The sequence below is a fragment of the Streptococcus sp. 2579 genome, assembly GCF_013277195.1.
Taxonomy (GTDB): domain Bacteria; phylum Bacillota; class Bacilli; order Lactobacillales; family Streptococcaceae; genus Streptococcus.
The window spans coordinates 20,514-33,443 of the sequence record NZ_VMMM01000002.1 but is presented as its reverse complement, the minus strand read 5'-3'; the positions used below and the strand labels follow the sequence as shown (position 1 = coordinate 33,443).

At 40.5% G+C, this 12,930-nt stretch carries 11 protein-coding genes, 2 tRNA genes and 1 pseudogene; all 14 read left to right on the top strand.

Annotated elements, in window-relative coordinates; all coding sequences use genetic code 11:
* Window positions 1–127: 127 nt before the first annotated feature.
* The 14 genes and pseudogenes from HT725_RS00540 (at window position 128) to sufB (ending at window position 12,848) form a co-directional block, all read left to right on the top strand.
* Window positions 128–1,150, top strand: a complete 1,023-nt coding sequence (locus HT725_RS00540; RefSeq protein ID WP_173252868.1) for a branched-chain amino acid aminotransferase — start codon at window positions 128–130, stop codon at window positions 1,148–1,150.
* Window positions 1,151–1,172: 22 nt separating this feature from the next.
* The gene (locus HT725_RS00535) at window positions 1,173–3,140 is read left to right on the top strand and encodes a peptide ABC transporter substrate-binding protein (RefSeq protein WP_173252867.1); all 1,968 of its coding nucleotides are present in this window, start codon (window positions 1,173–1,175) and stop codon (window positions 3,138–3,140) included.
* Between the two features lie 97 nt (window positions 3,141–3,237).
* The gene (locus HT725_RS00530) at window positions 3,238–3,468 is read left to right on the top strand and encodes a DUF2969 domain-containing protein (RefSeq protein WP_173252866.1); all 231 of its coding nucleotides are present in this window, start codon (window positions 3,238–3,240) and stop codon (window positions 3,466–3,468) included.
* A 49-nt stretch (window positions 3,469–3,517) separates the two neighbouring features.
* Window positions 3,518–3,598: transfer RNA gene (locus tag HT725_RS00525), tRNA-Tyr, on the top strand.
* A gap of 9 nt (window positions 3,599–3,607) precedes the next feature.
* Window positions 3,608–3,679: transfer RNA gene (locus tag HT725_RS00520), tRNA-Gln, on the top strand.
* A 161-nt stretch (window positions 3,680–3,840) separates the two neighbouring features.
* Window positions 3,841–5,043 (top strand): 30S ribosomal protein S1, encoded by a 1,203-nt coding sequence (gene rpsA, locus HT725_RS00515; RefSeq protein ID WP_050142076.1) that lies wholly within the window; start codon window positions 3,841–3,843, stop codon window positions 5,041–5,043.
* Between the two features lie 85 nt (window positions 5,044–5,128).
* Window positions 5,129–5,626 carry a GAF domain-containing protein gene (locus HT725_RS00510; protein ID WP_173252865.1) on the top strand — a complete coding sequence of 166 codons (498 nt, stop codon included), beginning with the start codon at window positions 5,129–5,131 and terminating at the stop codon, window positions 5,624–5,626.
* Window positions 5,626–7,281 carry a DNA polymerase III subunit gamma/tau gene (gene dnaX, locus HT725_RS00505; RefSeq protein WP_173252864.1) on the top strand — a complete coding sequence of 552 codons (1,656 nt, stop codon included), beginning with the start codon at window positions 5,626–5,628 and terminating at the stop codon, window positions 7,279–7,281. Before HT725_RS00510 ends, dnaX begins: the two co-directional genes overlap by 1 nt.
* Before the next feature lie 27 nt (window positions 7,282–7,308).
* The gene (locus HT725_RS00500; protein WP_001041547.1) at window positions 7,309–7,503 is read left to right on the top strand and encodes a DUF3272 domain-containing protein; all 195 of its coding nucleotides are present in this window, start codon (window positions 7,309–7,311) and stop codon (window positions 7,501–7,503) included.
* Window positions 7,504–7,652: 149 nt separating this feature from the next.
* Window positions 7,653–8,423 (top strand): Fe-S cluster assembly ATPase SufC, encoded by a 771-nt coding sequence (sufC, locus tag HT725_RS00495; protein WP_000114489.1) that lies wholly within the window; start codon window positions 7,653–7,655, stop codon window positions 8,421–8,423.
* 27 nt (window positions 8,424–8,450) lie between these two features.
* On the top strand, window positions 8,451–9,713 hold the full coding sequence (gene sufD, locus HT725_RS00490) for a Fe-S cluster assembly protein SufD (protein WP_173252863.1): 1,263 nt from the start codon (window positions 8,451–8,453) through the stop codon (window positions 9,711–9,713).
* 10 nt (window positions 9,714–9,723) lie between these two features.
* Window positions 9,724–10,950, top strand: coding sequence for a cysteine desulfurase (locus HT725_RS00485; RefSeq protein ID WP_173252862.1), 1,227 nt, complete (start codon window positions 9,724–9,726; stop codon window positions 10,948–10,950).
* A pseudogene (sufU, locus tag HT725_RS00480) lies at window positions 10,937–11,378 on the top strand (Fe-S cluster assembly sulfur transfer protein SufU). The gene HT725_RS00485 and the pseudogene sufU overlap by 14 nt, the downstream one beginning before the upstream one ends.
* A 57-nt stretch (window positions 11,379–11,435) precedes the next feature.
* Window positions 11,436–12,848 (top strand): Fe-S cluster assembly protein SufB, encoded by a 1,413-nt coding sequence (gene sufB, locus HT725_RS00475; protein WP_000797053.1) that lies wholly within the window; start codon window positions 11,436–11,438, stop codon window positions 12,846–12,848.
* Window positions 12,849–12,930: the final 82 nt, after the last annotated feature.

Below are 12,930 nucleotides of genomic sequence, written 5' to 3'. Positions count from 1 at the left end.
GAAGAATCAGTTCTAAGAGCTGGTTCTTTTTATTGAAGAAATTTTCTGAAAATTACAAAATATACTTGCTATTTTAGAAAAATAGTGTAGAATATAAGAAATAGATTTTTAGAATAAGGAGTGGAATATGACAGTAACGATTGATTGGGAAAATCTCGGTTTTTCCTATATGAAATTACCTTATCGCTATATTGCTCATTTTAAAAATGGACAATGGGATCAAGGAGAGCTTACAGAGGATGCAACCTTGCATATTTCAGAGTCTTCTCCAAGTCTTCACTATGGACAACAAGCATTTGAAGGTTTGAAAGCTTATCGTACTAAGGATGGCAGTGTTCAACTGTTCCGTCCTGATGAAAATGCTAAACGCTTGCAACGTACCTGTGACCGTCTCTTGATGCCACAAGTTCCAACAGAAATATTTGTAGAAGCTTGTAAAGCAGTTGTCCGCGCAAATGAAGAATACGTACCACCATACGGAACAGGTGGGACCCTATATCTTCGCCCTCTTTTGATTGGTGTCGGAGATATTATTGGGGTAAAACCAGCAGAAGAATACATTTTCACCATATTTGCTATGCCAGTTGGAAATTACTTTAAGGGTGGTTTGGTTCCAACTAACTTCTTGATTCAGGATGAATACGACCGTGCAGCGCCAAATGGTACAGGTGCGGCTAAGGTTGGTGGAAACTATGCTGCAAGTCTCTTGCCAGGGAAATTGGCCAAGTCACGTCATTTCTCAGATGTTATCTACCTAGATCCTTCCACTCATACAAAGATCGAAGAAGTCGGTTCAGCTAACTTCTTTGGAATTACAGCTGATAATGAATTTGTAACACCATTGAGTCCATCTATCTTGCCATCTATTACTAAGTATTCTTTGCTTTATTTGGCAGAACACCGCTTGGGCTTAACTCCTATTGAGGGGGATGTCCCAATTGATAACCTGGATCGTTTTGTAGAGGCAGGTGCTTGTGGTACAGCAGCGGTTATTTCTCCAATTGGAGGTATTCAACACGGTGATGATTTCCATGTTTTCTATAGTGAAACAGAAGTAGGTCCTGTGACTCGTAAACTTTATGATGAATTGACAGGAATTCAGTTTGGTGATATTGAAGCGCCAGAAGGTTGGATTGTAAAAGTAGATTAAAATAAACTAAAGGAGATTTTTTATGAAATCGAAAAAGTGGCTCTTAACAGCAGGACTAGTCCTGAGTACAACAGCTTTTTTAGTAGCTTGTGGAAAAGCTGATAAAGAAGCAGATGCACCGACAACATTTTCTTATGTCTATGCAGTAGATCCTGCATCTTTGGACTATAGTATAGCGACTCGTACATCTACAACAGATGTCATCGGGAATGTGGTTGATGGTTTGATGGAAAACGACCAATACGGAAATGTTATTCCTTCTTTGGCTGAGGATTGGTCTGTCTCAAAAGATGGATTGACTTATACCTATAAACTTCGTAAAGGAGTGAAATGGTACACATCAGAAGGCGAAGAATACGCAGAAGTAACAGCCCATGACTTTGTGACAGGACTAAAACACGTCGCTGATGGTAAGTCAGACGGTGTGTCTCTCATCCAAAATTCAATTAAAGGCTTAGACGCCTACATGACTGGTGAAACCAATGATTTCTCTACAGTTGGTGTTAAAGCTTTGGATGACTACACAGTTGAGTATACATTGAATGCGCCAGAAAGTTTCTGGAATTCAAAAGTGACCACAGCGACGATGTTGCCTGTAAATGAAGAGTTTTTAAAGGCATCAGGAAAGAATTACGGAGAGGTTAGCCCAGCAGGTATTCTCTACAATGGTCCTTATTTCTTAAAAACATTGACTTCTAAATCGTTGATTGAATATGAAAAAAATCCAAATTACTGGGATAAAGAAAATGTTAAAATTGAGAAGATTAAATTGACCTACTACGATGGTTCAGATCAGGAGTCTTTGATCCGTAGCTTCTCCTCTGGTGCTTATACGACAGCCCGTCTCTTCCCAAGTAGTTCAAACTTTGCTTCAACTTTGGAACAATACGGAGATAAAATCACTTATAGCCCACAGGATTCAAGTAGTTATTACTTTACTTTTAACGTAAATCGTCAGTCATACAATAAAACTGCGAAAACAAGCGAAGAGCAAAAGACTTCTACAAAAGAAGCTATGCTTAATAAGGACTTCCGTCAGGCTATCAACTTTGCCTTCAACCGTCATTCTTATGCTGCCCAGCTAAACGGTGAAGATGGTGCGGACAAGATTATTCGTAACAGCCTTGTTCCAGATAACTTCGTACAAGCAGGTGGTAAGAACTTTGGTCAAATCGCTCAAGCAGAGTTGGTGAACTATGGTGACCAATGGAAAGGTGTTGAGCTAGTTGACGGTAAAGATTCTATCTACAACCCTGAAAAGGCTAAAGTTGCTTTCGAAAAAGCTAAGAAAGACTTGGAATCTAAAGGGGTAACCTTCCCAATTCACTTGGATGTCCCGGTTGAACAAACAGATACTATCGCCGTTCAACAAAGCAACTCTTTCAAACAGTCTATTGAATCAACTCTTGGGGCTGAAAATGTTGTCATCGATGTACTTCAAATGACAGATAATGAAAAAGAAACGATTACATCACAAGCGCGTGTTCCTTCTCAAAAAGACTATGATTTGAATAGTACAGGATGGGCTCCAAGCTATCAAGATCCAGCGTCTTACTTGAATATTATGGATCCAAAATCTGGTTCTGCTATGAAACACCTTGGTATTACGAAAGGAAAAGATAAGGATGTTGTCGCTAAACTTGGTTTGGATCAATATAAGAAGTTGTTAGAAGATGCTGTTTCTGAGACCACTGACTTAGAGAAGAGATATGAAAAATATGCCAAAGCTCAAGCTTGGTTGACAGATAGTTCATTATTGATGCCAACAGCTTCATCTGGTGGTTCTCCAGTTGTAAGTAACGTAGTACCATTCTCAAAACCATACTCACAAGTTGGTATTAAGGGGGATCCATATATCTTTAAAGGAATGAAATTGCAAAAAGATATTGTTACAACAAAAGAATATGACGAAGCTCTTAAAAAATGGCAAAAAGAAAAATTGGAATCAAATAGTAAGTACCAAAAAGAACTAGAAAAGCATATTAAATAAAGTAGAAAACTCTATGTCAGACAAGCCTGATATAGAGTTTTTTCTTGCTAGTTTTAGGATTTTCTTGTAAAATAGAAAAAGTGAAGAGAGGTATGAAATGAGTAAGAAAGATAAAAAAATTGAAATTCAAGTAGCAGATGCCAAAGTTAATGTAGGAAAAGACAGTTTTGAAGGCTATACCTTGACTATCGGTAAAAAAGTTATCGGAGAAATTGCCGAATTAGATGGACAATTTGCCATCATAAAGAATAGGAATGTCGATAGTTTTTATAAAAAATTGGAAAAAGCTATAGAAATTTTGATTGAAAATTATAATTTAGCAAAATAAGTCTTGTTTTTTTGAAATTTTCATGATATAATAGTCCATGTTGATTGTAGGAGAGATAGCGAAGAGGCTAAACGCGGCGGACTGTAAATCCGCTCCTTCGGGTTCGGGGGTTCGAATCCCTCTCTCTCCATTTTATCAATGGGGTATAGCCAAGCGGTAAGGCAAGGGACTTTGACTCCCTCATGCGTTGGTTCGAATCCAGCTACCCCAGTTCTTAGGTAATAATCAAGATAAAAAGCAAAATATCTTAGGGTATTTTATTTTTATAATTGAAAGACGTGAATGATATGAACATGTCCTTGCGGGTGCTTAGGAAAAAAATTATAAGTATGTCAAGTTTAAGAAAAACTTGATTGTTGGAGGATTTTTTAGATGAACGAATTTGAAGATTTGCTAAATAGCGTTAGCCAAGTTGAAACTGGTGATGTTGTTAGTGCTGAAGTATTGACAGTTGATGCGACTCAAGCTAACGTTGCAATCTCTGGAACTGGTGTTGAAGGTGTCTTGACTCTTCGCGAATTGACAAACGATCGCGATGCAGATATCAATGACTTTGTTAAAGTAGGAGAAGTATTGGATGTTCTTGTACTTCGTCAAGTAGTTGGTAAAGATACTGATACAGTTACATACCTTGTATCTAAAAAACGCCTTGAAGCTCGCAAAGCATGGGACAAACTTGTTGGTCGTGAAGAAGAAGTTGTTACTGTTAAAGGAACTCGTGCCGTTAAAGGTGGACTTTCAGTAGAATTTGAAGGTGTTCGTGGATTTATTCCAGCTTCAATGTTGGATACTCGTTTCGTACGTAACACTGAGCGTTTTGTAGGTCAAGAATTTGAGGCTAAAATCAAAGAAGTTGACGCTAAAGAAAACCGCTTCATCCTTTCACGTCGTGAAGTTGTTGAAGCAGCTACAGCAGCGGCTCGCGCTGAAGTATTTGGTAAATTGGCTGTTGGTGATGTTGTAACTGGTAAAGTTGCACGTATCACAAGCTTTGGTGCTTTCATCGACCTTGGTGGTGTTGACGGATTGGTTCACTTGACTGAATTGTCACACGAACGTAACGTATCACCAAAATCAGTTGTAACTGTTGGTGAAGAAATTGAAGTGAAAATCCTTGATCTTAACGAAGAAGAAGGACGTGTATCACTTTCACTTAAAGCAACAACACCTGGACCATGGGATGGCGTTGAGCAAAAATTGGCTAAAGGTGATGTAGTTGAAGGAACAGTTAAACGTTTGACTGACTTCGGTGCATTTGTTGAAGTATTGCCAGGTATCGATGGACTTGTTCACGTATCACAAATTTCACACAAACGTATTGAAAATCCAAAAGAAGCTCTTAAAGTTGGTCAAGAAGTTCAAGTTAAAGTTCTTGAAGTTAACGCAGATGCAGAGCGCGTATCACTTTCTATTAAAGCTCTTGAAGAGCGTCCAGCTCAAGAAGAAGGACAAAAAGAAGAAAAACGTGCTGCTCGTCCACGTCGTCCAAAACGTCAAGAAAAACGTGATTTCGAACTTCCAGAAACACAAACAGGATTCTCAATGGCTGACTTGTTCGGTGATATCGAACTTTAATCAAATTGAAAATTCATAAAATCCTTTGTTTACTAAACAAGGGATTTTTCTTTTGTCTCTGCTCCTTTTTTGATATAATAGTTCTATGTTAAAATCAGAAAAACAATCACGTTATCAAATGTTAAATGAAGAATTGTCCTTCCTTTTGGAAGGCGAAACCAATGTTTTGGCTAATCTTTCCAACGCAAGTGCTCTTTTAAAATCACGTTTTTCCAATACGGTATTTTCAGGCTTTTATTTGTTTGATGGAAAGGAATTGGTTTTAGGTCCCTTCCAAGGAGGTGTTTCCTGCATCCGTATTGCACTAGGCAAGGGTGTTTGTGGTGAAGCTGCTGAGTTTCAGGAAACAGTCCTGGTTGGTGATGTAAGTACCTATCCCAACTATATTTCTTGTGACAGTCTAGCTAAAAGTGAAATTGTGGTGCCGATGATAAAGAATGGCCAACTACTTGGAGTTCTGGATTTGGATTCTTCAGAGATTGAGGATTACGATGCTATGGATCGAGATTATTTGGAACAATTTGTCGCTATTTTGCTTGAAAAGACAGAATGGGACTTTACAATGTTTGGGGAAAAATCTTAATGTATCAAGCACTTTATCGAAAATATAGAAGTCAAAACTTCTCCCAGTTGGTTGGTCAAGAAGTTGTGGCTAAGACTCTTAAACAAGCAGTAGAACAAGAGAAAATAAGTCATGCCTATCTTTTTTCTGGTCCACGTGGAACAGGAAAAACCAGTGTAGCTAAGATTTTTGCTAAGGCTATGAACTGTCCCAATCAAGTAGGTGGTGAACCTTGTAATAACTGCTATATTTGTCAGGCAGTGACGGACGGTAGTTTAGAAGATGTCATTGAAATGGATGCGGCCTCTAATAATGGGGTGGATGAAATCCGTGAAATTCGCGATAAATCTACCTATGCGCCTAGCCTTGCTCGTTATAAGGTTTATATCATAGATGAGGTTCACATGCTGTCTACAGGGGCTTTTAATGCCCTCCTAAAGACGCTGGAAGAGCCAACACAGAATGTAGTCTTTATTTTGGCCACTACTGAATTGCACAAGATTCCTGCTACTATTCTATCCCGTGTCCAACGTTTTGAGTTTAAATCAATTAAGACACAGGATATTAAGGAACATATCTACTATATTTTAGAAAAAGAAAATATCAGTTCTGAACCAGAGGCTGTGGAAATCATTGCCAGACGTGCTGAAGGTGGGATGCGAGACGCCTTGTCTATTTTGGATCAAGCCCTGAGTTTGACACAGGGAAATGAGCTGACGGCTGCCATTTCTGAAGAAATTACAGGCACCATTAGTCTATCAGCCTTGGATGATTATGTGGCTGCCTTGTCTCAACAGGATGTTCCCAAGGCCTTGTCTTGCTTAAATCTTCTATTTGACAATGGTAAGAGCATGACTCGTTTTGTGACCGACCTTTTACACTATTTAAGAGATTTGTTAATTGTTCAAACAGGGGGAGAAAACACTCATCATAGTCCAGTCTTTGTGGAGAATTTAGTTTTTCCTCAAGAAAATCTGTTTGAAATGATTCGCTTAGCGACGGCGAGTTTAGGGGATATTAAGTCTAGTTTGCAGCCCAAGATTTATGCTGAGATGATGACTATCCGTTTGGCAGAGATTAAGCCTGAACCAGTTCTTTCTGGGGCAGTTGAACATGAAATTTCTGCATTGAGACAGGAAGTTGCGCGTCTTAAGCAAGAACTTGCAAATGTGGGAACCGTACCCAAGCCAACAAATCCAGCTCCTAGTCGACCAGTAGCAGGCAAAGCAGTCTATCGTGTGGATCGCAATAAAGTTCAATCTATCTTACAAGAGGCCGTTGAAAATCCTGATTTAGCACGTCAAAATCTGATTCGTTTGCAGAATGCCTGGGGAGAGGTGATTGAAAGTCTTGGAGGTCCTGATAAGGCTCTACTAGTTGGTTCTCAACCGGTTGCAGCCAATGAACACCATGCCATTCTTGCTTTTGAATCTAACTTCAATGCTGGTCAAACCATGAAACGAGACAATCTCAACACTATGTTTGGCAACATTCTCAGTCAGGCAGCAGGTTTTTCACCTGAGATTTTAGCCATTTCCATGGAGGAATGGAAAGAAGTTCGCGCAGCCTTTTCAGCCAAAGCCAAATCTTCTCAAACTGAAAAAGAAGCAGAAGAAAGCCTGATTCCAGAAGGATTTGAATTTTTGGCTGATAAAGTGAAGGTAGAGGAAGACTAAAGAAAGATTTCATGATACAATAAATTTATGAATAAACAACAATTTATTATTATGGCGCTGTTTACAGCTGCTGAGACCTATTTTTTCAATGAAGCCTGGATGACTGGCCGCTATATTATGGCAGCCTTTTGGGCCATTTTACTCTTTAGAAATTTCCGAGTCAGTTATGTGATGGGCAAAATCGTTGATGTCATTGACCAGCATTTTAATAGGAAAGACTAGCCCTCAGCTTCCAGACAAAATCAAAGCCTTTTAGGCTTTTTTTTGTTATACTAGAAAAGTATATTTATAGACCTTTTACTCTATTTCTGGGGAAATCAGACGTTTTTCTAGTAAGTACTGTAAAAGTCTTGAAAAAGAAAGGAACTATCATGTCAGTATTAGAGATCAAAGATCTTCACGTTGAGATTGAAGGAAAAGAAATTTTAAAAGGGGTGAACCTGACCCTGAAAACAGGAGAAATTGCCGCTATCATGGGACCAAATGGTACAGGTAAATCGACTCTTTCTGCCGCTATCATGGGGAACCCTAACTATGAAGTTACCAAAGGTGAAGTCTTGTTTGATGGCGTAAACATTCTTGAGTTGGAAGTTGACGAGCGTGCGCGTATGGGACTTTTCCTTGCTATGCAATACCCATCAGAAATTCCTGGAATTACCAACGCTGAATTTCTTCGTGCAGCCATGAATGCTGGTAAAGAAGATGATGAAAAGATTTCAGTTCGCGAGTTCATCACTAAACTAGACGAGAAGATGGAATTGCTCAACATGAAAGAAGAAATGGCAGAGCGTTACCTCAACGAAGGCTTCTCTGGTGGTGAGAAAAAACGTAATGAAATTCTTCAACTCTTGATGTTGGAACCAACTTTCGCTCTTTTGGACGAGATTGACTCAGGTCTTGATATTGACGCTCTTAAAGTCGTATCAAAAGGTGTCAATGCCATGCGTGGTGAAGGTTTTGGTGCTATGATCATCACTCACTACCAACGTCTTTTGAACTACATCACACCTGATGTGGTACATGTGATGATGGAAGGTCGTGTTGTCCTTTCTGGTGGTCCAGAATTGGCTGCACGTTTGGAACGTGAAGGATACGCAAAACTAGCTGAAGAACTTGGCTACGACTACAAGGAAGAATTGTAATTCCCTCGTATCTTTTAGGAGAAGTAAATGACTAAAGAAAATATTAAACTTTTTTCAGAAATGCACGCTGAACCAAGCTGGTTGGCTGACCTCCGTCAAAAAGCTTTTGATAAGATTGAGAGCCTAGAATTACCAGTTATTGAGCGTGTCAAATTCCACCGTTGGAATCTGGGGGATGGGACGATTACAGAAAGCGAGCCATCAGCAAATGTTCCAGATTTCACTGCACTAGATAACCACTTGAAGTTGGTGCAAGTAGGAACTCAAACTGTTTTTGAGCAAATTCCAGTTGAGTTGGCTGAACAGGGTGTTGTCTTCACAGACTTCCATTCAGCCTTAGAAGAAATTCCAGAGCTTATTGAGGAATTCTTCATGTCATCTGTCAAGTATGACGATGATAAATTAGCAGCCTACCATACAGCTTATTTCAATAGTGGTGCTGTTCTTTACATTCCTGATAATGTTGAGATTAAAGAACCAATCGAGGGTATTTTCTACCAAGACAGCGATAGCGATGTGCCGTTTAACAAGCATATTATGATTATCGCTGGTAAAAATTCTAAGATTAGTTATCTGGAGCGTTTAGAGTCACGCGGTGAAGGAAGTGTCAAAGCAACTGCTAATATCACTGTCGAAGTGATTGCACGTTCTGGTGCTCAAGTGAAGTTTGCTGCGATCGACCGTCTAGGTGAAAACGTTACTGCTTACATTAGCCGTCGTGGTAAATTAGGCAACGATGCAAGCATTGACTGGGCGATTGGTGTTATGAACGAAGGAAACGTCGTTGCGGACTTTGACAGCGACTTGATTGGTAACGGTAGCCATGCGGACCTTAAAGTCGTAGCTCTTTCAAGTGGCCGTCAGGTACAAGGGATTGATACCCGAGTAACTAACTATGGTTGCAACTCCATCGGAAATATCCTACAACATGGGGTTATTCTTGAAAAAGCAACCTTGACCTTCAATGGTATTGGCCACATTATCAAGGGAGCCAAGGGAGCAGATGCGCAACAAGAAAGTCGTGTCCTCATGCTTTCAGACCAAGCGCGTTCAGATGCCAATCCAATTCTTTTGATTGATGAAAATGACGTCACTGCAGGACACGCGGCTTCTATCGGTCAGGTAGATCCAGAAGATATGTACTACCTCATGAGTCGTGGCTTGGATAAGGCAACTGCAGAACGTTTGGTTGTCCGTGGCTTCCTTGGATCCGTTATCGTTGAGATTCCAGTCAAGGAAGTTCGTGATGAAATGATTGCAACTATCGAAGAAAAATTGTCAAAACGCTAAGGGGAAGCCGATGTTAGATGTAGAAGCGATTCGCAAGGATTTTCCAATTTTAGACCAGATTGTCAACGATGAACCGTTGGTCTATTTGGACAATGCTGCGACGACACAAAAACCACTAGCAGTTCTGGAGACGATTAACCGCTACTATGAGAACGACAATGCCAATGTTCATCGTGGCGTTCATACCTTGGCAGAAAGGGCGACAGCTTCTTATGAAGCCGCTCGTGAAACCATTCGTAAGTTTATCAATGCAGGCTCAACAAAGGAAGTTCTCTTTACTAGAGGAACGACAACCAGTCTGAACTGGGTGGCGCGCTTTGCAGAGGAAGTCTTAATTGAGGGAGATCAAGTTTTGATTTCTGTCATGGAACACCATTCCAATATCATTCCTTGGCAAGAAGCCTGCCGTAAGACTGGGGCAGAACTTGTTTATGTCTATCTCAAGGATGGAGCTCTGGATATGGATGATTTGCGAGCTAAATTGACTGATAGAGTCAAGTTTGTCTCCCTTGCTCACGCCTCAAATGTTCTTGGTGTGGTCAATCCAATCAAAGAAATCACTCAATTGGCCCACCAAGTTGGAGCCATCATGGTGGTGGATGGTGCTCAGTCTACTCCTCATATGAAGATTGATGTCCAGGACTTGGATGTGGACTTCTTTGCCTTTTCAGGTCACAAGATGGCGGGTCCGACTGGTATCGGTGTTCTTTACGGCAAAGAAAAGTATCTGGAACAAATGTCACCAGTTGAATTTGGTGGTGAGATGATTGATTTCGTCTATGAGCAATCTGCTAGCTGGAAGGAATTGCCTTGGAAATTCGAGGCTGGAACTCCTAACATGGCTGGTGCAATCGGACTTGCTGCTGCAGTTGATTATCTGGAAACGATTGGTATGGATGCCATTGAAGCCCATGAACAGGAATTGATCGCCTATGTCTTTCCGAAATTACAGGCGATTGAAGGACTGACCATTTATGGTTCACGGGACTTGGCTCAACGTTCAGGTGTCATTGCTTTTAACCTAGGCGACCTTCATCCTCACGACCTTGCAACGGCTTTGGATTATGAAGGTGTGGCAGTTCGTGCGGGTCACCACTGTGCGCAACCCTTGCTCCAGTATTTGGATGTTCCAGCAACAGCTCGTGCAAGTTTTTATATCTACAATACCAAGGCAGATTGCGACAAGCTAGTCGATGCCTTACAAAAGACAAAGGAGTTTTTCAATGGCACTTTCTAAACTAGATAGCCTTTATATGGCAGTGGTAGCAGACCATTCGAAAAATCCACACCACCAAGGGAAGTTGGAAGATGCTGAGCAAATCAGTCTCAACAATCCAACCTGTGGCGATGTTATTAATCTTTCTGTTAAGTTTGATGCAGAGGACCGTTTGGAAGATATCGCTTTTCTAAATTCAGGTTGTACCATCTCGACTGCCTCTGCTAGTATGATGACAGATGCAGTTTTAGGCAAGACCAAGCAAGAAGTCTTAGAACTTGCGACCATTTTTTCAGAAATGGTTCAAGGACAAAAGGATGACAGACAAGACCAACTAGGTGATGCAGCCTTCTTGTCAGGTGTTGCTAAATTCCCACAACGGATTAAGTGTGCAACTCTGGCTTGGAATGCCCTTAAAAAAAACAATTGAAAATCAAGAAAACAAGTAAGACAAGTTTCTTTTGTCTTTTGAACTATTAGAAATGAAGAATGAAAGAAAGGATATTATGGCTGAAGAAAGAGTAGAACCAAAACCAATTGATCTTGGTGAATATAAATTTGGTTTCCATGACGATGTAGAGCCTGTCCTATCGACAGGAAAAGGATTGAACGAAGATGTCATTCGTGAACTATCAGCTGCTAAGGGAGAACCTGAGTGGATGCTAGAATTCCGTTTAAAGTCTTATGAAACCTTCAAAAAAATGCCTATGCAAACTTGGGGAGCAGACTTGTCAGAGATTGATTTTGATGACTTAATTTACTACCAAAAGCCATCTGATAAGCCTGCCCGTTCATGGGATGAAGTTCCAGAAAAAATCAAAGAAACCTTCGAACGTATCGGGATTCCTGAAGCTGAGCGTGCTTATCTAGCCGGTGCCTCTGCCCAGTACGAGTCAGAAGTGGTTTACCACAACATGAAGGAAGAGTTCCAAAAATTGGGGATTATCTTTACAGATACAGATTCTGCCCTCAAGGAATACCCAGACTTGTTTAAACAATACTTTGCTAAGTTGGTACCGCCAACAGACAACAAGTTGGCAGCCCTTAACTCGGCAGTATGGTCAGGTGGAACCTTTATCTACGTACCAAAAGGGGTGAAAGTAGATATTCCGCTTCAAACTTATTTCCGTATCAACAACGAAAATACTGGTCAGTTTGAACGTACCTTGATTATCGTTGATGAGGGAGCAAGCGTACACTACGTAGAAGGATGTACAGCGCCAACTTATTCAAGCAACAGCTTGCACGCGGCCATTGTAGAAATCTTTGCTTTGGATGGAGCTTATATGCGTTATACAACCATCCAAAACTGGTCTGACAACGTTTATAACTTGGTAACGAAACGTGCTAAAGCCTTGAAAGATGCGACTGTTGAGTGGATTGATGGGAACTTGGGTGCCAAAACAACCATGAAATATCCATCTGTTTATCTAGACGGAGAAGGGGCGCGTGGGACTATGCTTTCTATTGCCTTTGCTAATGCAGGGCAACACCAGGACACTGGTGCCAAGATGATCCACAATGCTCCACATACAAGCTCGTCTATTGTGTCTAAATCCATCGCTAAAGGTGGAGGTAAGGTTGACTACCGTGGTCAAGTAACCTTTAACAAGAACTCTAAGAAATCTGTTTCTCACATCGAGTGTGATACCATTATCATGGATGACTTGTCAGCATCAGATACTATTCCATTTAATGAAATTCATAACTCGCAAGTCGCTTTGGAACATGAAGCTAAGGTTTCTAAGATTTCAGAAGAGCAACTCTATTACCTCATGAGCCGTGGATTGTCAGAATCAGAAGCGACAGAAATGATTGTCATGGGATTTGTGGAGCCCTTCACAAAAGAACTTCCAATGGAGTATGCTGTTGAGCTGAACCGCTTGATTAGCTATGAAATGGAAGGATCAGTCGGATAAAATTTGATTTTAGATTTACTAAAAATCAAGGACTTTGAAGATGAACTTGTAATAAAAAATCGCGATTTTAAACCGCGATTTT

What these genes read in the sequence shown, in the direction of transcription:
- HT725_RS00540 (WP_173252868.1), top strand. Translation starts at nt 128, where the DNA reads ATGACAGTAACGATTGATTGGGAAAATCTCGGTTTTTCCTATATGAAA.
- HT725_RS00535 (WP_173252867.1), top strand. Translation starts at nt 1,173, where the DNA reads ATGAAATCGAAAAAGTGGCTCTTAACAGCAGGACTAGTCCTGAGTACA.
- HT725_RS00530 (WP_173252866.1), top strand. Translation starts at nt 3,238, where the DNA reads ATGAGTAAGAAAGATAAAAAAATTGAAATTCAAGTAGCAGATGCCAAA.
- rpsA (WP_050142076.1), top strand. Translation starts at nt 3,841, where the DNA reads ATGAACGAATTTGAAGATTTGCTAAATAGCGTTAGCCAAGTTGAAACT.
- HT725_RS00510 (WP_173252865.1), top strand. Translation starts at nt 5,129, where the DNA reads ATGTTAAAATCAGAAAAACAATCACGTTATCAAATGTTAAATGAAGAA.
- dnaX (WP_173252864.1), top strand. Translation starts at nt 5,626, where the DNA reads ATGTATCAAGCACTTTATCGAAAATATAGAAGTCAAAACTTCTCCCAG.
- HT725_RS00500 (WP_001041547.1), top strand. Translation starts at nt 7,309, where the DNA reads ATGAATAAACAACAATTTATTATTATGGCGCTGTTTACAGCTGCTGAG.
- sufC (WP_000114489.1), top strand. Translation starts at nt 7,653, where the DNA reads ATGTCAGTATTAGAGATCAAAGATCTTCACGTTGAGATTGAAGGAAAA.
- sufD (WP_173252863.1), top strand. Translation starts at nt 8,451, where the DNA reads ATGACTAAAGAAAATATTAAACTTTTTTCAGAAATGCACGCTGAACCA.
- HT725_RS00485 (WP_173252862.1), top strand. Translation starts at nt 9,724, where the DNA reads ATGTTAGATGTAGAAGCGATTCGCAAGGATTTTCCAATTTTAGACCAG.
- sufB (WP_000797053.1), top strand. Translation starts at nt 11,436, where the DNA reads ATGGCTGAAGAAAGAGTAGAACCAAAACCAATTGATCTTGGTGAATAT.